At 32.8% G+C, this 23436-nt stretch carries 25 protein-coding genes; 15 read left to right on the top strand and 10 right to left on the bottom strand.

From position 1 onward, the window contains the following. Window positions 1-57: 57 nt before the first annotated feature. Window positions 58-471, bottom strand: a complete 414-nt coding sequence (locus tag ACFFVB_RS11510) for a hypothetical protein (RefSeq protein ID WP_382382949.1) — start codon at window positions 469-471, stop codon at window positions 58-60. Window positions 472-576: 105 nt separating this feature from the next. On the opposite strand from ACFFVB_RS11510, the gene ACFFVB_RS11505 reads away from it, so the two are divergent. The 4 genes from ACFFVB_RS11505 to ACFFVB_RS11490 all read left to right on the top strand — a co-directional run bounded on the left by ACFFVB_RS11505 (window position 577) and on the right by ACFFVB_RS11490 (window position 3179). Further along, window positions 577-1365: a tRNA pseudouridine synthase A gene (locus ACFFVB_RS11505; RefSeq protein ID WP_382382947.1), complete on the top strand. Its 789-nt coding sequence runs from the start codon at window positions 577-579 to the stop codon at window positions 1363-1365. Window positions 1366-1688: 323 nt separating this feature from the next. Then, complete coding sequence (locus ACFFVB_RS11500; RefSeq protein ID WP_382382945.1) at window positions 1689-1847, top strand: DUF1328 family protein; 159 nt, start codon at window positions 1689-1691, stop codon at window positions 1845-1847. A 44-nt stretch (window positions 1848-1891) separates the two neighbouring features. After that, on the top strand, window positions 1892-2431 hold the full coding sequence (locus tag ACFFVB_RS11495; protein WP_382382943.1) for an SANTA domain-containing protein: 540 nt from the start codon (window positions 1892-1894) through the stop codon (window positions 2429-2431). Window positions 2432-2501: 70 nt separating this feature from the next. Further along, complete coding sequence (locus ACFFVB_RS11490; protein ID WP_382382941.1) at window positions 2502-3179, top strand: DUF2461 domain-containing protein; 678 nt, start codon at window positions 2502-2504, stop codon at window positions 3177-3179. A 21-nt stretch (window positions 3180-3200) separates the two neighbouring features. On the opposite strand, the gene ACFFVB_RS11485 is transcribed toward ACFFVB_RS11490, so the two are convergent. Continuing rightward, a complete protein-coding gene (locus tag ACFFVB_RS11485; RefSeq protein WP_382382939.1) occupies window positions 3201-3614 on the bottom strand; it encodes a glyoxalase in 414 nt (137 codons plus the stop codon). Between the two features lie 120 nt (window positions 3615-3734). On the opposite strand from ACFFVB_RS11485, the gene ACFFVB_RS11480 reads away from it, so the two are divergent. The 3 genes from ACFFVB_RS11480 (at window position 3735) to ACFFVB_RS11470 (ending at window position 5412) form a co-directional block, all read left to right on the top strand. Beyond that, window positions 3735-4127 (top strand): acyl-CoA thioesterase, encoded by a 393-nt coding sequence (locus tag ACFFVB_RS11480; RefSeq protein ID WP_382382937.1) that lies wholly within the window; start codon window positions 3735-3737, stop codon window positions 4125-4127. 84 nt (window positions 4128-4211) lie between these two features. Next, the gene (locus ACFFVB_RS11475) at window positions 4212-4715 is read left to right on the top strand and encodes a hypothetical protein (RefSeq protein WP_382382936.1); all 504 of its coding nucleotides are present in this window, start codon (window positions 4212-4214) and stop codon (window positions 4713-4715) included. 22 nt (window positions 4716-4737) lie between these two features. After that, window positions 4738-5412, top strand: coding sequence for a YiaD family glycine zipper/OmpA-like lipoprotein (locus ACFFVB_RS11470; RefSeq protein ID WP_382382935.1), 675 nt, complete (start codon window positions 4738-4740; stop codon window positions 5410-5412). A gap of 89 nt (window positions 5413-5501) precedes the next feature. Here ACFFVB_RS11470 and ACFFVB_RS11465 read toward each other — a convergent pair whose 3' ends face one another. From ACFFVB_RS11465 to ACFFVB_RS11440, 6 genes are all read right to left on the bottom strand, one after another. Then, window positions 5502-6752, bottom strand: a complete 1251-nt coding sequence (locus tag ACFFVB_RS11465; RefSeq protein WP_382382934.1) for a mechanosensitive ion channel family protein — start codon at window positions 6750-6752, stop codon at window positions 5502-5504. Further along, window positions 6753-7043: a DUF3817 domain-containing protein gene (locus ACFFVB_RS11460; RefSeq protein WP_382382933.1), complete on the bottom strand. Its 291-nt coding sequence runs from the start codon at window positions 7041-7043 to the stop codon at window positions 6753-6755. Between the two features lie 98 nt (window positions 7044-7141). Next, on the bottom strand, window positions 7142-8548 hold the full coding sequence (locus ACFFVB_RS11455; protein WP_382382932.1) for a TolC family protein: 1407 nt from the start codon (window positions 8546-8548) through the stop codon (window positions 7142-7144). Next, window positions 8545-9900: an HlyD family secretion protein gene (locus ACFFVB_RS11450; RefSeq protein WP_382382931.1), complete on the bottom strand. Its 1356-nt coding sequence runs from the start codon at window positions 9898-9900 to the stop codon at window positions 8545-8547. The genes ACFFVB_RS11455 and ACFFVB_RS11450 overlap by 4 nt, the downstream gene beginning before the upstream one ends. Beyond that, complete coding sequence (locus ACFFVB_RS11445; protein WP_382382930.1) at window positions 9900-11567, bottom strand: peptidase domain-containing ABC transporter; 1668 nt, start codon at window positions 11565-11567, stop codon at window positions 9900-9902. Before ACFFVB_RS11445 ends, ACFFVB_RS11450 begins: the two co-directional genes overlap by 1 nt. A 427-nt stretch (window positions 11568-11994) precedes the next feature. Beyond that, complete coding sequence (locus tag ACFFVB_RS11440) at window positions 11995-12828, bottom strand: OmpA/MotB family protein (protein WP_382382929.1); 834 nt, start codon at window positions 12826-12828, stop codon at window positions 11995-11997. 319 nt (window positions 12829-13147) lie between these two features. Here ACFFVB_RS11440 and ACFFVB_RS11435 point away from each other — a divergent pair, with 319 nt between their 5' ends. The 8 genes from ACFFVB_RS11435 (at window position 13148) to ACFFVB_RS11400 (ending at window position 20197) form a co-directional block, all read left to right on the top strand. Continuing rightward, window positions 13148-13861 (top strand): 3-ketoacyl-ACP reductase, encoded by a 714-nt coding sequence (locus ACFFVB_RS11435; RefSeq protein WP_382382928.1) that lies wholly within the window; start codon window positions 13148-13150, stop codon window positions 13859-13861. A gap of 138 nt (window positions 13862-13999) precedes the next feature. Next, window positions 14000-15547 (top strand): SDR family NAD(P)-dependent oxidoreductase, encoded by a 1548-nt coding sequence (locus ACFFVB_RS11430; RefSeq protein WP_382382927.1) that lies wholly within the window; start codon window positions 14000-14002, stop codon window positions 15545-15547. Between the two features lie 103 nt (window positions 15548-15650). Continuing rightward, on the top strand, window positions 15651-15986 hold the full coding sequence (locus tag ACFFVB_RS11425) for an ArsR/SmtB family transcription factor (protein ID WP_382382926.1): 336 nt from the start codon (window positions 15651-15653) through the stop codon (window positions 15984-15986). 49 nt (window positions 15987-16035) lie between these two features. Further along, window positions 16036-16509: a DUF6428 family protein gene (locus ACFFVB_RS11420; RefSeq protein WP_382382925.1), complete on the top strand. Its 474-nt coding sequence runs from the start codon at window positions 16036-16038 to the stop codon at window positions 16507-16509. Window positions 16510-16521: 12 nt separating this feature from the next. Beyond that, entirely contained in the window at window positions 16522-17130 is a 609-nt protein-coding gene (locus ACFFVB_RS11415; protein WP_382382924.1) for an arsenate-mycothiol transferase ArsC, read from the top strand. Window positions 17131-17132: 2 nt separating this feature from the next. Beyond that, on the top strand, window positions 17133-18197 hold the full coding sequence (arsB, locus tag ACFFVB_RS11410; RefSeq protein WP_382382922.1) for an ACR3 family arsenite efflux transporter: 1065 nt from the start codon (window positions 17133-17135) through the stop codon (window positions 18195-18197). Between the two features lie 69 nt (window positions 18198-18266). Further along, window positions 18267-19154, top strand: coding sequence for a carbon-nitrogen hydrolase (locus tag ACFFVB_RS11405; RefSeq protein WP_382382921.1), 888 nt, complete (start codon window positions 18267-18269; stop codon window positions 19152-19154). Between the two features lie 2 nt (window positions 19155-19156). Then, window positions 19157-20197: an agmatine deiminase family protein gene (locus ACFFVB_RS11400; protein ID WP_382382920.1), complete on the top strand. Its 1041-nt coding sequence runs from the start codon at window positions 19157-19159 to the stop codon at window positions 20195-20197. 87 nt (window positions 20198-20284) lie between these two features. Here ACFFVB_RS11400 and nhaA read toward each other — a convergent pair whose 3' ends face one another. Next, window positions 20285-21634, bottom strand: a complete 1350-nt coding sequence (gene nhaA / locus ACFFVB_RS11395) for a Na+/H+ antiporter NhaA (RefSeq protein WP_382382919.1) — start codon at window positions 21632-21634, stop codon at window positions 20285-20287. Between the two features lie 94 nt (window positions 21635-21728). Continuing rightward, on the bottom strand, window positions 21729-23408 hold the full coding sequence (locus ACFFVB_RS11390; RefSeq protein WP_382382918.1) for a SulP family inorganic anion transporter: 1680 nt from the start codon (window positions 23406-23408) through the stop codon (window positions 21729-21731). Between the last annotated feature and the right edge of the window lie 28 nt (window positions 23409-23436).

Raw genomic sequence — 23436 nt, 5'->3', positions numbered from 1 at the left:
AACTAAAACAGGTACATTTAATCCTATAAAGTGCACCTGTTTTAATTTCTACCTTATTTAAATAAGCCAGTTTTTAGATTTACTATATTTAGAAAATAAGAGTAGTAATATAGAAAACACCAATGTTAAAACGGGTATAAGTAGGCTAGGTGGTTTAACTACGTAAAAGACATAGCTCATCTGAGCAATTACTGCAATTAATGAAGTAAGCGCAGAAGGATATGCAAATCGTTTACGAACCATTAATAATATACTGGCAAGAAAACCAAACATAACTGCTACTGCATAAGCACGCATAACCCACGTGGGCATTTCTGCAATTTCTTGTAATTGTATTTCTGTATATTTTGATCTAAACGCTTCTGTGTTATTCGCTTGGATAAAATACTGTTGAACACCCAAACCATTCCAAAGTAAATAAAATCCGGTTACAATCCAATACCAAATAGGGAGTTTAGCTGAGTCACTCATAAATCAAAATAATTTGTAAATTTAATAGGGTTTAAAAGTAGTGAAATTTTTGAGAAGTCTATTAAAATCGGTTACTTGCGTCTCTTTATATAAAATCATTTTCAGTTGAATAAACGTTATTTCTATCTTATCGAAATTCAGTATCTCGGTTATCGTTTTCACGGTTGGCAAAAGCAACCTAAATTAAAAACGGTACATCTTATGATTGATAAAACCATGCGTTATATCATGGATGGGAAACCCTTTAAAACCTTAGGTTCGGGAAGAACAGATGCTATGGTATCCGCCCAACAAGGAGCTTTCGAATTGTTTTTAGAAGATAGAATTGAGGATGAAGTTGCCTTTTTAGAATTATTTAATTACAATTTACCTCAGGATCTAAGAGCATTATCAATTACAGAAGTCGATAAAGATTTCAATGTTATTAATGCATCTAAAATGAAAGAATACGTTTATGTATTTGCTCATGGTGCTAAATATCATCCGTTTTGTGCACCGTTAATGACAACGATTTTAGATCCTTTAGATATTGAAAAAATGAAGTTGGGAGCGAAGCTTTTTGAAGGAGCTCACAATTTTAAAACCTACTGCTACAAGCCTTCAGAAACAGGTGTTTTTAATCGTGTAATTGACACCTGTGAATTGGTAGAAAATACTGTCTTCACAGCTAGTTTCTTTCCAGAACAGTCTTATATGTTACGTGTAAAAGGAAAAGGGTTTATGAGAAACCAAATTCGTTTAATGATGGGAGCACTTATAAAACTAGGGAAAAATGAAATTACTTTAGACTATATACAGGAGAGTTTAAAGCCAGAAAGTATAGAAGTTATGGATTATATCGCTCCAGCTTCAGGCTTAGTTTTAAATGCTGTCGAATTTGAAACGACACCTTAAATAATCCAAAATCAAGTAATCACTAGTATACTTGTATTATATATAAGAGTACGTTGTTTCTTTAAATTCACTCTCTACTACAAAGTCATAAAAGACACATTAGAATATAGCATTTGGTTATGTTTAAATTCTACAACATATGTGTTCTTGTAACTGTGTTTATACAGTAATGCCTTAAAAACAATACTTTTAAATGCAAATACTGTTATTTATAGGGGGCTTTTTATTGAGTCAAAATAAATTTTATTAGAGAACTTCTACGCCGTACGAAACATTTAATTTTACAATAGATAATAATATTAATCACTTAAAAAATTAAAATTATGTTACGTTGGACCATCACATTTATAATTATAGCAATTATCGCAGGAGTTTTAGGATTTGGAGGAATTGCAGGAGCATCGGCAGGAATTGCAAAAATCTTATTTTTTGTTTTTCTAGTGCTTTTTGTACTATCGCTTCTAAAAGGCGTTATGAAATAATCGCATAGATCTTAAACAAATTAAAATCTTTAAAAATTAAATTTATGAAATCAATATATATAGTAGTAGCATTACTGTTTATGTATACGGTAAATGCCCAGACAGATCCTAAAAAAGATATTACTGTCGAATCTAAGAAAGTAACAACAACAGTAAATAACGGGACGGAAATTAAAAAGAATACTGTCGAGTATAATAAAAGAACAGAGCAAGATGTTAAATTAGCTGAAGGCGATAAAAACAAAATAAATCAAAGCCGTGTAGATACACCGGCTCAGATTACAGAGACTGTTCGCGTAACTGATAACACTCCATTTACATCGGATAGAAAATCTATACGATACGAATTGGAAGGTAAAATGTGTCAGTTCGATATGCACGAAAACGGATTCTTAATTTCAGATTCTTCCAGTAATATTCCTACAAAAGTAGAACAATCGGATGCCGATTCTACTCAATTTGTAATGAATGATAATGGAAAGACGGGAATTGGTTATTTCGATGAAAAAGGAAATTTTATTGTGCAACAGTTCGATAAAAATTCAAATGAAATAGTATCTAAAATATATACTTTAATGAAATAAAAGTAGAATGTTTTAACTTGATTAAGCCCTAGTTTACTGGGGCTTTTTTATATCTTTATCCTAACAAAAAATGTATTATATGATTTCTAAGCGTGTACTTGATTATTTAACTGAATTAGAACAAAATAACGATAGAGTATGGTTTCAAGAGCATAAATCTGAATTTAGGGCTGTTGAAAAAGAGATGAAAGAGGCATACAATACATTATTTACGCTTATAAAAACACATGATGATGTGGATGCGGTAAAAGTCTTTAGAATATATAGAGACGTTAGGTTTTCGAAAAATAAAACACCTTATAAAACGCATTTTGGCGGATCTATTCACCGTACAAAACCCAATCTAAGAGGTGGCTATTATTTGCAAATTAAGCCAAATAACGAATCCTTTTTAGCAACTGGATTTTGGGATCCTTCGAAAGAAGATTTGTTAAGAATTAGAAAAGAATTCGAGGTCGATGCGCAAGAAATGCGAGATATTATGGCAGATGACAAGTTTAAATCGACTTGGGGAAATTTAGAAGGAGAAGAGCTTAAAACATCTCCAAAAGGATTTGATAAAAGTCATCCCGATATTGATCTTATAAGAAAAAAGCAATTTATTTTCACTAAGCATTATACAGATAAAGAGGTTTTACATCCTGATTTTCTTAACAAGGTAAATGATGATTTTAAAACCATTAGACCTTATTTTAATTATATGAGCGATGTGCTAACGACTAATATTAACGGAGAATCGCTCATATAATTTATGAGATTTTTTGTTTAATCAAACCACTTTTGCTAATTGACTATCCAAAACTTGGAGGTTACTAACTAGTTGATCTTTTACAATGTTCATCATGCGTTTATTGAGTGCTGATGAATTTTCGATGTAAGCTAGATATTCATCTACAGTAAATTGTCCGATAATCATACCTTTTATAGCGTTTCTAAATTTGATGTCTTTCTGAATGGCATTTTCAATAAAAATAATTTTTTTTGGTGTTGTTAAATCATAGAACATACTTTTATGTTTTGTGATGTAATTTCTAAACACTTCAATAAATAAGTCCTTTTGAAATTTAATAACTGGCCGTAATGTTTCGTTTTGAAAACGTTCGTCACTACTCATGTTTTCGCTAAGATTTCCGTAAGATGTTGCTGGACGGCTAGCTTTAAGATTGTTGTGTCTTGTTGTCATAATTATTAAACATTTTTATTAAAATTATTAATTATCGGATTTGAATTTTTTGTTAACGCTATAACTTGTTAACGTTGTTATGAACAATTATTAATTTACCTTTACCGAAAAATATTAATTATGAGATTTCATACCAGAAAATGGGTAAAACCAGAAGATTTAAATGCTAACGGAACGTTATTTGGAGGTAAGTTATTAGCCTGGATTGATGAAGAAGCGGCATTGTATTCTATTATTCAATTAGAGAATAGCAAAGTTGTAACTAAGTATATGTCTGAGATAAACTTTTTAAGTTCTGCTAAGCAAGGAGATATTGTTGAAATAGGTATACGTGTTGAAAAATTCGGAAAAACGTCTTTAACACTTTTTTGTGAAGTGCGTAATAAAATGACTAGAGAAGCTATTATTCATGTCGATAATATAATTATGGTAAATTTGGGTGAAGATGGAAAACCTAAAGCTCATGGAAAAACTGAAATCGAGTTTGTTAAGGATCGGTTAGGTAATCAATAATTCTCTTAATTTTTTAAATAAAATAAATAAATAGTACGCTAAAAATATTAAATTAGTATTAATTAATAAATAACCACTTTAAACATGAAAAAATTAATTTACATGACTTTGGCACTTTTGGTATTTTCATGCTCGGGTACTAAGTCTACTACAGCAAAGCAACCAAGTAAAAAAATGTTAAAAGGAACTTGGGAGGTTTCTAATATTAAATTTGTTGGAGATAAAGGATTATACAAAGCATTTTTATTCGACTTAGCAGATTCATCTTGTTTTAAAGGAGGAGAATGGGTGTTTATACCCAATAATGGTTCTGGTAAATTTTCTACAAACGTTAATAGTTCAGTTTGCGAAGCCTATACACAAACCATTCATTGGTCGTTTTTAGAATCAGCAGATGGATTCACGCAATTCCAATTTAAATATGTTGGAGACGATGTTAAAGCTAAAAATGTGAAATCGGGATATAGAGGAACGATTCAAGAAATTAGTGAAAATATGATGATTCTTAAAGTCGCATCTGAATATGAAGGTAATCCGTTCGATGTTATTTTAACGTATAACAAGACTTCGGATAGTATTGAAATGTAATAATTAAAAAAATAAAATAAACATGAAAAAATCAACAAGTATAATACTCGCTATAGCTTTAATGTTTTCATTATCTTTTGTGAGTTGCGATGCACTAAATAATGCAAATGATACTCAAAAAGGAGCAGGAATTGGTGTTGCTGGAGGCGCATTAATTGGTGGACTTATTGGAGGTAACATTACTGGAGCCTTAATTGGTGCTGCTGTAGGTGGTGCTGCCGGAGGGGTTATTGGTCACAGTATGGATAAACAAGCAGATAAAATTGAAGATGCTTTACCTGGAGCAGAAGTTAATCGTGTGGGTGAAGGTATTCAAATTGTTTTCGATGATAAGAGTGGTGTAACTTTTGCCACGAATAAGGCCGATTTAACAGCAAAGGCTAAAGAAAATTTAGATGCTATTGCAGATGTATTTATTGAGTTTCCCGATACTAATTTATTAGTTGAAGGCCATACCGATAATACAGGAAACGACGCTTATAATATGACATTATCTGAAAAGAGAGCACAATCTGTTGTAACATATTTAAAAGGTAAAGGTGTAACAGGAGATCGTTTTGACGTTAATGCTTACGGTGAAACTAAACCTAGATTTGATAATACCACTTCTGAAGGACGTTCTAAAAATCGTCGTGTTGAAATTGGTGTTTCTGCTAATAAAGAAATGATTGATGATGCTAAAGCTCAGGCTAACTAGTTATTACAAACAGTATAAATAAAATAAAAAAAGTCGAGCATTTTGCTCGACTTTTTTATTGATTATATTTTAACACCTTGTGTTAAGTTTTAATTTTGTTCAAGTTCTGGAGAATAATTTGAGAACTCGTAAATTTCTAAATCAAAATAAGGAATGGCCGCTAAACTGTGATCGAAAATATCGGACATGATATATTCGTAATTCTGCCAGCGTTTATCACTACTAAAAGCATAAATTTCTAAAGGAAGACCTTGAGAAGTAGGAGCGAGTTGTCTCGTCATTATCGTCATGTCTTTATTTATTGCAGAATGACCTTCAATATAACTTTGTATATACTTTCTAAAAACACCAAGATTAGTCATGTTACGCCCATTAATTAATACAGACTTATCAATATTATTATTGGTATTATAACTGGAAATATCGCCTTGTCTTTGCGTTAAATAGTCTGTTAGTAGTTGAATTTTTTTAAGCTCATTAATCTTATCATCTGTTAAATAATGTACACTTTTAGCTTTAATAATAAGTGCACGCTTAATTCGTCTTCCCCCTGAATTACTCATTCCTCTCCAGTTTTTAAAAGATTCAGTAATTAGAGCATATGTTGGTATGTTGGTAATCGTCATATCAAAATTCTGAACTTGAAGCGTGTTTAAGTTAATTTCAATAACATCACCGTCAGCACCAAATTTCTCCATGGTTATCCAATCCCCAATTCTTACCGTATCGTTAACAGCGACTTGAATACTGGCTACAAACCCCATAATGGTATCTTTAAAAATTAATAACAAAATAGCAGATGCCGCACCTAAAGTGGTAAAAAACTTTGTGAAATTAATTGATGTAAGCATCACAAAAATAATAGCAATACCAACTAACCAAAGCAGTAGCATGAGTACTTGTATATAACTGTCTATTGGTTTGTCTTTTAATCTCGGTATCGTTTTAAAGAAAGACTCTAAAGTGCGTAAAACACTTCTAATAATCCAGATTATAAGTAATACACAATAAAGCTGTAATAATAATTCTACAGCGCTTTCAAAACCTGGGAAATCTATAAATACAAGAGGTATGCACTTTAAGGCAATAATCAAAGGAACAATGTGAGCGAAATTTCTAGGAACTTTATGGTTGATTAATATATCGTCGAATTTTGTTTTAGATTTCGCCGCAAAAGAGGAGAAAGCTTGAAGTAGTATTTTTCTAGCAACAATATCTGTAATAACTATAATTACAATCAACAAAACCAATAAGGCTAACATATTTAAATATGTAGCTGAGTTCTCAGAAGCATTTAGTTGTATAAAATAATCGTAAAAAAAATGTGTAAATTTTCGCATTTATGAAGCAGGTTTAAAATATTTAGAATCTGCAATAAATGTTCCAAAAGGAACAAGAGAAGCAATTAAAACCAGTCCAATTGTTTTTACACTCCACTTTAATTCAATTCCAACTAATAGCGCTAAAACAATATAGGCTACAAAAAGTAAACCATGGGGCATTCCCAGAAGTTTTACATATTGCGGATCGTCCAAAACATATTTAACAGGAACGGCCACACCTAATAAAAGGATGTAAGAAATACCTTCTAAGAAGCCAACAATGCGCAGTGTTTTTAATAGTGAATACATAAGTTAATTTAATTTTTGCAAATATAAGAAAGGAGACATGAGATGATAACAATTTTGAATATATTCCTTCGCAAATAATTGATTTCTTTTAACTTATTTTAAATCGATAACCCCAAACTATTATAGAGCTTGGCAATAGCTGTTAAGTGTTTGGTTTGTAAACTATTTTCTTTTAATTGGGCATCGATTAATTTTTGTTCACGAGAATTTATTAGAAATAATGAACTGTCTCCCAATGCAAACTTGCGTTCTTCTGCTTTTACCATGGCTTCGTAATCGCTTACCATGGTTTTTAACAATTCATTCTGATTTCTTAGTGAATTTATCTCAATTTCAATAGCTTCTGCTTTATTCTTTATGTTTAAAACGGCGCTCATCCGATCCAACTTGGCATCTTGTAATTTTAAGTTTGCAAGTTGTAAATCGCCACGCTCTTTCCTTAAAAATATAGGCATACTAAAATTCACATATGCTTTATAATTGGCCGTATTAAAGGAGTCTAATCGCTCTGCTTCTTGAGTTAAAAAGTTATACTGTAAATCTAATTTAGGGAGTAATTTCGTTTTTTTATAGAATTTGTCAATATCCAATTGTCCGATTTTTGCATCTAAACTCATTACTTTAGGGTGTAAATCTAATAGCGCATCATTATTATCTAAATCCTCTATAAGTAATAAGGCTTTTAGGTTTTCTATAGATGGTGAAGTTGGTAAAACATCCGATTGTACTTCCATAGGAATATCATTTACCCATAAAAAGTTACTGAGTTGAAGTCTTGATTTTTGCATATTTAAATGTGCCACCTCTAATCCCAATTGTCTATCTGAATAAATAATTCTAGCTTCAGTGATATCTATAGTTGCTAATTCTCCAGCTTCGGCACTACTTTTAATGGCTTCTAAACGTGTTTTAGCATTTTCTAAAAACGATTCATAAATTTGATGTTCTCTATTGGCTTGAAACCAGTCGAAGTAAGCTTTACTGGCTTCAAACAGGACATCATTAATTAATAAGTTACGTTCGGCAAGGGTTTGTTCTTTGAAAAATTTAGCCTTTTTTAATGTCGACATACGCTCGTCAATCAATAAACCTTGAGCTAAAGAGAACGAGACACCTGCGCTGTATAATCCGTCTTCGGGAACCGTTAAACTAGGGTTTAAATAATAGCCTGTATTATTTTCATAATTAGCCTTAAATTCAATACCGTACCATGTTGGTATTTTAAATGTTGAATAAAAGACGTCATAATATTCGGTGCCTTTAAATTTCTTTCTACTATAATCCACCTCAATTTTCGGATCAAAACCACCTCGAGCCTTTAGAAGATTGGCTTCACCAGAGCTCAACGCAATATCGGCTTGTTTCATAACCGGGTGATATTTCTTAACATATCCCAAATACTCTTCAAAAGACAAGATTTCGGGATCTGACAGACTTTGTGCATGTACGGACAACCCAAATGTGTGTGTTGAAATAATAATTAATATGAATAGTCTTAGTTTCATTTCTTACTGCCTTTAGTATTTCCTGTTTCTTCGGGTTGGTAGTAATTAGGAGGGAAGCCATTTAAGTTTCTCCATAATTCGAACCAAATGGGAACATCTTCTAACAGGGCAAAGGTATTAGCACCAGAACCCACACTTACTTTTTCTGGCCAAGGGGTTTCCTCGGAAAACGGAGCGATTAGAACTCTAAATTTCCCGTTAGGACTTATAAAAGATTCTATGGCCACTACTTTTCCAGCAAAAGTTCCGTGCGAAGTATTAGGCCAGCCGCTAAAGAAAATAGATGGCCAACCATCAAATTGAATACGTACTTCGTCCGAGATGTGTAATAATGGTAAATCGATAGGATTTATATAGGTTTCTACAGCATGCTGGTAATTTGCAGGCATAATTCCTACAATTTGTTCACCCTCTTTAAATGTTTCTCCAATACCACCTTTTATAGCTTTAGTAATATAACCGTCTTGAGGCGCTTTAATAAAGTACATATCGCTACGCATTTGGTAATTTGTAGATTGGCTCTCTAACTTAGAAACCTGAGCTTCGGCATCGTATCGATTTGTTTCAGCTGTGAATTTATCACTGTTAGCTTTCGCAATTTTATCTGCATATTCTGCACCAATTCTACTAATTTCAATACGCGCGTTTATAATGTTGTTTTCACTAGTCAGTAACTTATTCTCTGCGGCGATTAATTTCGCTTGTGATTCTTGAAGTTTTACGCGTGTGACTTCAACATCTTTAACCGATTTTAAACCTTCGTCTTGCAACGTTTGTGTCCGAATAAATTGACCTTCAGTAATTTTTAAATTACTTTTTATGGCTTCTAGATCCATACTGTCGCTTACTACTTTAAAATGGGCTTGTTCAAGTTTGTTTTTAGCTTGAGATAATTTTAATTGTTCTTCGTTCTTTAAAGCAACAATTTGTCCTTCTAAAGCACTTACTTTTTCAATATAAGATAATACCGACTTGCTTTTAGCATCTCTTTGTACATTAGTTCGAGCTACTAAATTCGGATCTTGATATTCATTTTTAATTTCAGAAATGTGTAAAATCGTATCTCCTTTTTTAACAAATTGACCTTCCGTAACATGCCATTTTTCAATACGTCCAGGAATAGGAGATTGAATGGTTTGCGGTCTTTGGTCTGGTGTTAACGTTGTCACAAAGCCTCGACCTCTAACATTTTGCGTCCACGGTAAGAATAAAGCAATAATTATAATGATAGAAAAAATGGTTAACAATTTATTAAACACCTTACTATCTTTTGCCGAAAATGCTTTTTTATAGGCCTTAAATTGCTCTAAAGACACTTTTTTATTAAGCTGATTTTTTGATATGTTTAGCATTATATATTCGCTTTATTAATTATTTGTCCATCAGATATTTCTAAAGTTTTATTGCAATAGGTCCACCAATGCACATTCTGACTAGAAACAACGAGTGCCCATGGTCTGTCTTTTCCTGTTAAATATTTTATTAATTGTTCGGCTTCATCATTTTCAAAATATTCTAAAGGATCTTTTAATAGAAGCAGTTTTGGTTGGTGAACTATCGCTCTAGCTAATAGAATACGTTTGGAGACGGTAAACGGTATTTGTTGACCTTCTGGATCTAGCTTCGAGCCAATTCCGTTTGGTTGTGTTTTTATAAAAGGTAATAAGCCTGTGTTTTTTAAAACTTCGTGAAGATGTTCTTGAGAAACATCTGTTCTTCCAAAAGTTATATTTTCTAAAATAGTACCTTCAAACGGTAACTGAGAAGGCAGCACTTGTCCAACACAAGCACGATATTTACTAGGCCAAATACCAATCATTGAAATATCGTTTACATAAAAAGCTCCGTAAGTAGATGTTAGTAATCCTGATAGTATTTTTAATAATGTCGTTTTTCCTGCACCCGATTTTCCATCTAAAATAATACGATCTCCTTTGTTTATGTTGAAAGAAATCTGACTTAAAACCTTATAATTAGTTGGATCACGATAGGTTAATTTATCCAACTCGATATGTAAATCACGTTCTACTTTAAAAGGATCTTCTCCAGATTGTGGTTCTAATTCTTTATCTACTACTTGTCCGATTTTCTCTAGAGAGGTAAGTACATCGTAAAAAGATTCTAAACCATGGATTAATTTTTCGACAGACGAAATCACTAATAAAATAATAATTTCTGCAGCTACAAATTGACCGATATTCATTTGCTGATTAATTACAAGTAAACCACCAATACTTAACAACCCAGCAGTTACCAATACTTTAAATCCGATTAATTGCATGAATTGAACCACTAAAATTTTAAAATGATCTTCTCGTGCATCTAAATATTTTGTGGTTAAATAATCGTTTTTATCCATGGATAACGACGTTTTTCCTGAAAGTTTAAAACTGGTTAACGAGCGTGAAACTTCTTGAATCCAGTGCGCAACTTTATACTTGTTTTTAGATTCAAGTAAACTGGTTTGTAAACCTTTTTCGGCAGTAAAGCGAAATACTATATATATAAGGAGTACCAAAAGTAAACCGTATAAGATAAAAAAGGCATGATAAAAAGATAAAAGGATTAGTCCGAATATAATTTGAAGTGCTGCCGCAGGAAAATCGATTAAAATTTTAGATAACCCTTTTTGAATCATTAAAATATCGAAAAATCGATTTGCCAATTCTGGCGGGTAATTATTATAAAGTTCCTTCATTTTAATTTTAGGAAATCGATACGCGAATTCAAAAGAAGCTCTGGTAAAAATTTTCTGCTGAATAGATTCTAAAATACGCATCTGCATAAGTTGTAAAATACCCTGGAAAGCAACTCCTAAGGTAACTAAAATGACTAATACAATCCAAGAAGAAGAGACTTGTGCTCCTTGAATTAAGTTAATTATGGCTTGTATTCCTAAGGGTAGAGTTAATGCTACTAATCCAGCGAAAATTGCATAATAAAAAATCTGACGGATGTCTTTTTTATCTAATTTCAGTAGATTAACAAAACGTTTCCAGGGAGACATAGTTTCTTTCATATAAACCAAATGCGTTACTTTTTTTTGCAAAAATATTATCAGTAATTGTCTAAAATAGTGTGAAAAGAATGACTCATGTTATAGGTATACCTAAACCCGAATGATGTTCGGCAAGTAGCATTATTGTCGAGCACTTTTAAAACCTATAGACAAAATATATTGCTTTAGAATTGCAGCAATATCTAAAGGTAGATAATTAAAATCGCAAATAAAATATGTACTATTTAAAATTAATTGTTTTTTTTGTGAATACTATTTTACTGGTTTCACAGCGGAAATTTAAAATAATAAATACCCAAATACATGATTAGAAAAGTTAAGGATTTCTTAATTGCGAAATATTGAATTTTTAGCTTTTAATTTTTTTGATATAATAAAAAAAGACCGCCATAAGGCAGTCTTTTGTATATATCAATAAGTGTAAATATTATTCGACATTCCCCATTAACGCAAAGAACTTGTTAATATTTGGGAGTATAACAATACGTGTTCTTCTGTTTTTTGCTCTATTCTCATTAGAACTATTTTCAATTAAAGGATGGTAACTACTTCGTCCAGAAGCAATCATCTTTTCTGGGGCAACTTTATAATCATCTTGTAATTTACGTACAACCGATGTCGCTCTTAAGACACTTAAGTCCCAGTTGTCTTTAATAGCACCAGTATTAATACTTCTAGAGTCTGTATGACCTTCGACCATAACTTCTATACTTGGCTCAGAATTAATGATATCTGCCAATTTTTGAAGGATGTCGTTAGCTTTGTTACTTACTCTATAGCTCGCAGTATTAAAAAGCATTTTGTCAGAAATAGAGATCATAACTACTGTTTCATTAATATCGATCGCAATATCTTCGTCCTCGTTTAAAGAATTATTGTCTAAAGATTTCTGTAAATTATAAGATATCGCAAGATTCATAGAATCCTTAAGTGTTTTTGCTTCACTCAATTTTGAAGGATCTACATGTTTCAACGTTTCACGCATACTTTTCTTGGTATCGTTAGAAATAACAGCAATATCTCCAACGGCAACCATTTGCGCATCGTTTTCTTCGGTTAACGAATTTATTTTACTGTTATATGAATCAACGCGAGATTGAATTTCGCTAAATTTAGCCTCTAACTCTTCCTTTGCAACAGTTGTTTTTGTCAGTTGACTTTTTATTTCTCCATTTTCATGCTCTAAAGCGACGTATTTCTTTTTTGAAACACAAGAGGCCATTAAACATAAAGTAATTACTCCGATTGAAATTCTTTTCATAATTGTCTATTTTGATTTAATATATGTACGCTTAAATTGGATGTATAGATTTTTGAAAATTTATTGGTTTTACATGATTACAGTCTAAAGAATTGATTTATTGTAGGATAACTCCTTAAAATATTTTAAAATAAATCGTTTAAACTTTATTATAACCGACAAAGCGCTAGGTTTTAAATAATATTTTTCAAAACTACAGTTGCTGTAGAAGCTTGACGACTGCATTCTAATATTTTTTTAACGCATTCGCTATGTAAATGTTTTTACTGAAGTGGAATTATTTTTAAATTTGAATGGAATTAAAAACATTAATTTATAGATGAGATCATTAAAAGGACAGCGTGCGTTAATCACCGGAGCAGGGAAAGGCATTGGTAAAGCATTAGCTTTAGCATTGGCAGCAGAAGGTGTACATATTGCTTTATTAGCAGGGTCTGAAAAAGAGATTGAAGATGTGGCCACTAAGGTTAGAAAATTAGGGGTCGAAGCTATTACAGTTACAGCAGACGTAACGTCTAAGGAAGATATTAATATAGCCGCAAAAACCATTTTATATCAGTTTAAAACAATAGATATTTTAATTAACAATGCTGGGATTGCGAAATTTGGTTCCTTTTTAGCCTTGGAGCCAGAAGAGTGGGAGCATATTATAAAAGTGAATGTAATGGGGATATATTATGTAACCCGCGCTTTTTTACAAGATATGATTAATAATAAGTCTGGAGATATCGTAAATATTTCATCTACTGCAGGACTAACAGGAAATGTATCTACAAGCGCATATACAGCATCAAAATTTGCGGTTTTGGGATTAACAGAATCATTAATGCAGGAAGTTAGAAAATACAATATTCGTGTAACCGCATTAACACCAGGTAATTCTGAAACGGGTTCAATGGAATTAAATCTATCCAATATAAATGAAGAAAATGAAAAGCAAGCAGAAGATTTTTCGGAATTAGTTATTGCTCAACTTAAATTGAATAAAAGGATAGTGATTAAAAAATCTAATATTTGGTCTGCCAATTCATAAAAAAACAATTATTAAAGTTGAAAGCACAGTCCTATATAAGTTATGACTTTGAATATATATTAAATCGTATTTAGTCCAATTTAAATACAATTATCAACTAAAATTAAAACTATATTTGCGCGCTTAAAGTTTAGGATCATGAACGAAAACACTGAAGAACAAAATACAGAATTAAATCAAGATCAGATTGATGTTTGTATTGCTATGCTAGAAAAGTTGGTAGGCGATACAAATCAGTTATTCGAACTTCCTGAAGAGAAACGCATTGCTTTAATGAAAGCCGCTGGACAAATTACACGTCCGAATAGAGATGAATTTCAAAAAAGACGTAAGGATGCTAAGAAGGCAGTAAAACGTAAAATGATTGAAAGAGATAAGCATGCGCGTAAAGAAACAGGAATACGTTCTGCCCGCGAAAATCCTATTTTTGTAGCTCCTAAATTAATAGATTTAACAAAAACAGAAGACAGTGATTTGGAATTAGAATCACCAAGAAACTGTTACGTCTGTAAAAAGGTATACACAAAACTGCATCATTTTTATGATACGATGTGTACAGAATGTGCCGATTTTAATTACGCTAAGCGCTTTCAGACAGCCGATTTAAGAAATCAAGTCGCTGTAGTTACTGGTTCTCGATTAAAAATCGGTTATCATATTACATTAATGTTATTGCGCTCTGGTGCTACGGTTGTGGCAACTACGCGTTTCCCCGCAGATTCTGCTTTACGCTTTTCTAAGGAAAGTGATTTTACAGAATGGGGACATAGATTACATATTCACGGTTTAGATTTAAGACATATACCAAGTGTAGAAATCTTTTGTAATTATATCGAACAGAAATACGACAGATTAGATATTTTAATTAATAATGCTGCACAGACAGTAAGACGACCTGCGGGTTTCTACAAGCATTTAATGGCTAATGAAGACTTACCAGTCGAGCAATTACCGAAGTTTGCTCAAGATTTACTAAAAGATCATATCGATTGTATTACCGAATTAAAGACATTAACTCAAGCGGCGTCAGATAATAAAAATATGCCTGTTACTTGGCATGGACCGGAACCAGGAATTGGATTAAGAGCTTCTGCTAAATTATCGCAAATTCCATATAGTTTCGACAATTCTTTACAAGCGAGTGAAGTCTTTCCTGAAGGGGAATTGGATGTCGATTTACAACAAGTCGATTTACGAAAAACGAACAGTTGGAGATTAAAGTTAGGTGAAATAGAAACTACAGAAATGGTAGAAGTTCAGTTGGTAAATGCTGTTGCGCCATTTGTACTTTGTAACCGTTTAGCGCCGATAATGCAGAAGGAAAACACCGGACAGAAACACATTATTAACGTGACTGCAATGGAGGGTAAGTTTCATCGTTTTCATAAAGAAGACCGCCATCCGCATACCAATATGGCGAAAGCCGCCTTAAATATGATGACGCATACTGCGGCAGCCACTTTAGCCAAAGATGGTATTTTTATGAATGCTGTAGATACTGGTTGGGTTACCGATGAGGATCCTGCAGAATTATCGAAACGTAAAGTTGAAGAACACGATTTTCAGCCACCATTAGATATTGTCGATGGAGCAGCTCGTGTTATGGATCCGTTAATAGACGGAATAAACACTGGTAAACACTGGTGTGGTAAGTTTTTGAAAGATTATTTTCCAATCGATTGGTAGGATAAAAATCAAGTATACAATATTAAGAGATAGTTAAATGACTATCTTTTTTTTGTTCATTTAACAATTAATCGTAATATTGCAATGAATAAATAATTATATTATGGGTATTACTAAGTCCGAAATTTTTTCCGATAAACATAACGACATTGCACGTATTGCAAAAGTGTTAGGTCATCCAGCACGAATAAGTATTTTAGAATATTTAATTAAATCTAATAGTTGTGTGTGTGGTGATTTAGTAGAGGAAATAGGTTTGGCACAACCAACAATTTCGCAACATTTAAAAGAATTGAAAAATGCTGGGATTATACAGGGGACTATTGAAGGCACTAGCGTGTGTTACTGTATAAACACAGAAAAATGGAATGACATACAAAATAAGTTGAATCTGTTTTTCAATCAAAATGTATCGTGTTCTGAAACAGATTGTTGTTAAAAAAATTTAAATTTAATCATCGCAATATTGCAATTAATACATTTCAATTATGACCTTACTAGAAATTAAAAATCATTTAGAAGATCTAAATCAAATCGCTTTTCAATTACCGGACGGAAGCTTAGTTCCAAGTCATTTTCATGTGACGGAAGTCGGAAAAGTAGATAAAAATTTTATAGACTGTGGTGGCACCGTTCGTAAAGAATCAGTAATCAACTTTCAATTATGGGAAGCTCATGATTACGATCACCGTTTGCATCCTGAAAGATTAGTTTCAATTATAGAACTATCACAACGTGTTTTAGGACTTGAAGAAACCTTAGATATTGAATTTGAATATCAGGGAGATACGATTCAAAAATATAATTTAGATATCAGAGAAGGTGTATTTCAATTAACTTCAAAATTTACAGATTGTTTAGCAAAAGATAATTGCGGAATTCCTCAAGAAAAGCCGAAACAAAACCTAAACCAATTAACTCAACCAGCTAATACATGCACTCCTAATTCTGGATGTTGCTAAAAAAATAAAGAGATGAATACTAAAATAGCCAATCATATTGAAAGCCTAGATTTTTCAAATATATCAGAAGAACGTAAGCAAGTTTTAAAACCTTTACTGGATTTTATACAAGAAAAGCATTCCAAGAAAATTAAAACGCGATTAAATTTTATTTGTACGCATAACTCTAGACGTAGTCATTTGGCGCAAGTTTGGGCACAAACAGCAGCATTTTATTACAATTTAAAAAATGTATTTTGTTATTCTGGCGGGACGGAGGCTACTGCTATGTTTCCTATGGTTGCCGAAACTTTATCAAATACAGGTTTTGATGTTCAAAAAATAACTGAAGGTGATAACCCGGTATATGCTGTAAAATTTGATCATAATGAACCACCAATTATAGGGTTTTCCAAGCGTTATAATGATGCTTTTAATCCCGAAACTAGATTCATTGCTATTATGACATGTTCTCAGGCAGATGGTGGTTGTCCGTTTATAGCTGGTGCCCAAGAACGTGCCGCGATTACTTTCGAAGATCCTAAAGCGTTCGATAATACACCCGAACAAGCAGAAAAGTATAACGAGCGCAGTTTACAAATTGCAGAGGAAATGTTTTATATATTTTCAAATATCAAATAGTCATGGCTGCATTAAAAAAGTTAAGTGTTTTAGATAATTACCTAACATTATGGATTTTCTTAGCCATGTTAATTGGTGTTGCAATGGGAAATTTTTTTCCTCAAATTCCAGATGTAATAAACTCGTATAATCAAGGAACTACAAATATTCCAATCGCAATTGGTTTAATATTAATGATGTATCCGCCTTTAGCTAAAGTGAATTATGCCCTTTTGCCTAAAGTGTTTAAAGATGTAAAAGTATTATCGATTTCATTAGTTCTAAACTGGATTATTGGACCTTTTTTAATGTTCTTTTTAGCAATAACTTTTCTAAGAGATTACCCTGAATACATGGTTGGTTTAATATTAATCGGACTTGCACGTTGTATTGCAATGGTTTTGGTATGGAACGATTTGGCAGAAGGAAGCAGTGAATACGGCGCTGGTTTAGTGGCCTTAAATAGTATATTTCAGGTGTTTGGCTACAGTTTTTACGCTTGGATATTTATTACAGTTTTACCTCCGTTTTTTGGTTTTGAAGGTGCTATTGTAGACATTTCAATAGCTACTATAGCAGAAAGTGTGGCTATATATTTAGGAATTCCATTTCTTTTAGGGTTTCTAAGCCGTTATTTTTTAGTGAAATTAAAAGGTGAGATGTGGTATAATACCAAATTTATTCCAGCGATTTCTCCATTAACACTTGTGGCCTTATTGTTTACTATAGTTGTCATGTTTTCATTAAAAGGCGAGATGATTGTAGATATTCCGATGGACGTTGTAATCATTGCAATTCCATTGTTAATCTATTTTACTTTAATGTTTATCATCGGATTCTTTATCAGTAAAGCGGCAGGAGCAACTTACGATAAAACAGCAGCCATTGCATTTACAGCCGCAGGAAATAACTTTGAATTAGCTATAGCCGTTGCGATTGCGGTTTTCGGATTAAATTCAGGGCAAGCATTTACCGGAGTTATTGGGCCATTGGTAGAAGTGCCGGCTTTAATTTTATTGGTAAGAGTGTCTTTTTGGTTACGAAAAAGGTATTTTAAGGGATCAAATACGATGAAAATAGATTCATAATTATTTTATATAATCTTTAGCATTTCACTTTTATAAAATAATTACTTTTACAACATAATCTTAAGAGTTATGTCTGTAAAAAAATACAAGATAGCGGTTGTTCAACTAAACTTGAACGACGTTGCTGAGAACAATTTAAAAAAGTGTTTAAGTTGGGTAAGAGATGCTGCAAATAAAGGGGCAGAGGTTATTCTTTTACCAGAATTATACAGTAGTCATTATTTCTGCCAAAGTGAAGATGTAGATAACTTCGCTTTGGCAGAACCTTTATACAGTACATCTTTTATAGCCTTTAGTGCTTTAGCTAAAGAACTAGGAGTTGTAATAATAGTACCATTTTTCGAAAAACGTATGGCTGGGATTTATCATAACAGTGCGTATATTATCGATACAGATGGTACGGAAGCTGGGTTGTATAGAAAAATGCATATCCCAGACGATCCTCACTTTTATGAAAAATTTTATTTCACACCAGGTGATTTAGGATTTCAAGCCATTCAAACTAAAAAGGGTAAAATCGGGACTTTAATCTGTTGGGATCAGTGGTATCCTGAAGCGGCGCGTTTAACAGCTTTAAAAGGTGCCGAAGTTTTATTTTATCCAACAGCAATAGGTTGGCATCCTCAAGAAAAAGAAGAGTTTGGAGAAAACCAACATGGTGCATGGATGAATGTTATGAAAGGTCATGCCGTAGCTAATGGTGTCTTTGTGGCTGCTGCAAACCGTATAGGTTTAGAGCAATATTTACCAGGGACAGCAGGTATTCAGTTTTGGGGATCTTCATTTATTGCAGGGCCTCAAGGTGAAATTTTAGCGCAAGCATCTCACGATCAAGAAGAAATATTAATTGCTGAAGTCGATTTAGATTTACAAGAAAATGTACGTCAGAATTGGCCATTTTTTAGAGACCGTCGTATCGATGCTTTTGGTGATATTACTAAACGTGCAATAGACTAATTATGGATTCTGAAGCAATTAGATTTCCGGCCGAATGGGAACATCAAGAAGGTGTTTTATTATGTTTTCCTTATAACGGAAACGATTGGCCAGGAAAGTATCAGGCCATACAATGGGCATTCGTGGAGTTTATAAAAAAAGTGGCTCAAGTTGAAAAAGTTTTCTTAGTTATTGAAAATAATACGCAACAAAATAAGGTTAATGAAATGCTTGAAATGGCTCACGTTAACTTAAATAATATTAATTATATAGCCCATAAAACAAATAGGAGTTGGATGCGTGATTCTGGTCCGATTATCGTTAAAAAAGGAGGGGAGCGTATCGCGATGAATTTCAATTTTAACGGATGGGCAAAGTATCCAAATCATAAACTAGATCGCGGTGTTCCTAAGGTGGTTTCTGACGTTTTAAATGCGTCTTTAACCCAAGTGATGTATCACGGAAAACCTGTGGTTTTAGAAGGTGGTGCGATTGATTCTAATGGGAAGGGGACGTTATTAACTTCAGAAGAATGTTTATTACATCCGTCAATTCAGGTTCGAAATGAAAATTTCACGAAAGCTGATTATGAGGCTGTGTTCAAAGAATACTTAGGAGTTACCAATGTGATTTGGTTAGGAGATGGTATTGTAGGCGATGATACACATGGGCATATTGATGATTTGTGTCGTTTTATAAATGAAGACACCATTATTACTGTGGTAGAATCTAATACAGAAGACAGTAATTATAAGGCGCTACAAGATAATTTAAAGCGATTACAGGCTTCTAAACTAGAAACTGGTAATACGCCAAATATTGTAACATTACCTATGCCTAAACCGTTGTTTTTTGATGGTCTTCAAATTCCAGCGAGTTATGCTAACTTTTTAATTTTAAATAAAATGGTATTGGTACCTACGTTTAATGACAGTAAAGACCGTGTGGCCTTGAATATAATAGCAGATTGTTTCCCTGATCGTGAAGTGATTGGAATGAGTGCTATAGATCTTATTTGGGGATTTGGCACACTGCATTGTTTAAGTCAGCAAATTCCGGCTTAGCACCCAAAGTAAAAACATAAAAAAAGCGACCTTTTTAGGTCGCTTTTTTGGTTATATAGGTTTTGTAAAGCTATAACTATAAGATGTTTATTCTTCTTCCTCTTCTTCTTCGTCGCTCAATAGAATTTCACCTGATGCTGGTTTTACTGATTTTAAAACAAAATAACCAATTAAACCTGCGATAGATGATCCAATTAAGATACCAACTTTTGCGGAATCTTGATAAAGTAAACTACCGTGAAATGCTAAATTTGATACAAAAATAGACATTGTAAATCCAACACCTGCTAAAAAACCAGTACCTAAAATGTGTTTAAATTTAACTTTATCAGGGAATGCTGCAATACCAAGTTTTACTGCTAAATAAGAGAATCCAACCACACCAATACATTTACCAATAATTAATGCGATGGCAATATGAGAAGCCAAATCGAAATCTAAATGATCGGAAGCCCCAAATACGATACCTGCATTAGATAAAGCGAAAATAGGCATAATAAAGTATGCAACCCAACCGTGGAAAATATGTTCTAAATGTTGTAAAGGCGATTGTACACGACTTGTCCATGCTTGAAGATCATCGATTAAATTAATCTGAGTATGTGTTAGGATCGGACTATCGGAAGTTCTTTTTTTAAGTAGTCTAGTTGTTATAGACTCTAGCTGGTTCATGTCGATAGACAATTCCGTTTTACGTTGAATAGGAATTGTTAAGGCAATTAAAATACCCGCAATGGTAGGGTGGATTCCTGACTTCAAGAATAAGAACCATATAACCACAGCAAGCGTGAAGTATATAATTTTGTGATAAAAACCTTTCCAACCCAGAAAGAATAAAATTCCTAGAGGTATAAAAGAGTATAATATTAATGCCCAATCTATATTGTTACTATAAAAAATCGCGATGGCTAATACAGCAACTAAATCATCTACAATAGCAAAGGCTGTTAAAAATATTTTTAAGGCTAATGGCACACGCTTTCCTAGTAATTGGATAATTGCTAAAGAAAATGCAATATCTGTAGCCATTGGTATTCCCCAACCAGCATGAGTTTCTGGATTTGTATTTAATGCTAAATAAATTCCAATTGGAATAAAAACACCACCTAAAGCGGCAAAAATAGGTAAGGAGGCTTTTTTTAAGCTATTTAATTCTCCAATAAGAATTTCCCGTTTAATTTCTAATCCAATTAAGAAGAAGAAAATAACCATTAAACCATCATTGATCCAGTGCAATAAATTTTTTGAAATATGAAAATTTCCTATTTCAAAACCGAGTTCATAATTCCAAAGATTTACATAGGAATCTGAGAACGGTGAATTGGCCCAAAGTAGGGCGATTACGGCTGCTGAAAAGAGAAGGATTCCTCCAAAACTTTCTACTTGGACAAATTTTGTAATGGGTCTTACAAAGTAATGATCTAATTTTTGTTTCATAGGTCTTTCAAATAAGTGTATATAAAATAAAAAGCCTATAGTTATCAAATTTTTGATAACTATAGGCTTCTAAAATATTATGCGTTATAAAACATTATCCTGCTTTAGGCAAATCCTTAACCTTTAAAACATTTGAAGGAATTTTTAACCCTTCATCTATTTCGTGTAATGCAACTTTATCTTCATTATCTGATAAAACAGAAGTCACATGGTTGACAGAATTTTCAATTTTGTATTCTTTTCTAAATCCTATCAAAGATACATTAATATTTTTGTCAATACAACCATAATTCACAAAGTCTTTTATCAGTTGCAGTACGTCGTGATCTATATATACTGTGTTTGAGGCATCTACGACGATCGAACTATTTGCAGGTAAGTGTGCAAACGTTTGTTTAATCGCTGCTTTATTCAGGAAAGACACCTCTTGAGCAAGCTCCATTTGTATGGTTTTTCCTGTTGAATGATTTTCTCTTCTAAAGAAATATGCTAGTTTTAAATTACCTCTTAAGATAAAGAAAATACTAACTGCCATACCAATACCAACACCTTTAAGTAAATCTGTAAACACCACGGCAATTACAGTAACAACAAAAGGGATAAATTGGAATTTCTTACTGTTTTCCCACATGTGAATAAAAACTTTAGGACTCGCTAATTTAAAACCAACTGCAATTAATACAGCTGCTAAACAAGCTAAAGGAATTTTATTTAAAATTGTTGGCATGGCCAATACAGCAATAAGTAAAAATACACCATGAGAAATAGCTGACAATTTTGTGCGTCCACCAGAGTTTACATTCGCAGAAGATCTTACAATTACAGACGTCATTGGCAGACCCCCAATCATACTGCTAATAATGTTACCTATACCTTGCGCTTTTAATTCTGTGTTGGTGTTAGAGTATCTTTTTAAAGGGTCTAATTTATCTGCGGCTTCAATACATAATAAAGTTTCAATACTTGCTACTGCAGCAATTGTTAAGGCTACAATCCAAACGTTTATGTTTCCAATTTGACTGAAATCTGGTAAACTAAATTGTGATTTGAAAGCTTCAAAAGATTCTGGAACAGGTAAGCTTACTAGATGCGCAGGTGTAATGGCCAAAGGTGAGTTTAAAGCTACAAATGCTTCGTTAACAGCAACACCAGCGACAACAGCCACTAAAGAACTTGGAATAGATTTAATTTTCTTTAAAACAGGAACTTTAGTAAACGCGATAATTATTCCTAAAGATATTAGAACAATAATTATAGCCCCTAAATGCATGTTATTTATACTTTGGATTACTGTTGAAAACATATCGTGTTTACCTTCAGCATTGATATGAAAGAAATCTCCTTCGTGAACTGCGTCGTAACCTACAGCATGTGGTAATTGCGTTAAGATGATAATGATACCAATAGCGGCTAACATACCTTCGATAACATTAGACGGTAAATAGTTGGAAATAATACCGGCTTTTAAAAATCCTAAAATTAATTGGAACACCCCAGCTATTAAACCAGCTAATAAAAAAGCCTCCCAAGATCCTAAGGTTGCAATTGCTGTTAACACAATAGCAGTAAGTCCTGCGGCAGGACCAGATACACTTAAATTAGATCCACTAAAGAAACCGACAACGATACCTCCAATAATACCTGAAATAATTCCAGCGAATAGAGGAGCCCCACTAGCGAGTGCAATTCCTAAACACAATGGTAGTGCTACTAAAAAGACAACTAAACCGGCCTTTAAATCGGATTTTAAATATTTTGTGCTAATGTTCTTCATTGATACTTCTTTTTAAATTATTATTTTA

Origin of the sequence: Formosa undariae (genome assembly GCF_042427615.1) — a bacterium.
In the GTDB taxonomy this organism is placed as follows: domain Bacteria; phylum Bacteroidota; class Bacteroidia; order Flavobacteriales; family Flavobacteriaceae; genus Formosa; species Formosa undariae.
The sequence above is the reverse complement of the archived record's forward strand: the minus strand, read 5'-3'. Positions and strand labels throughout refer to the sequence as shown.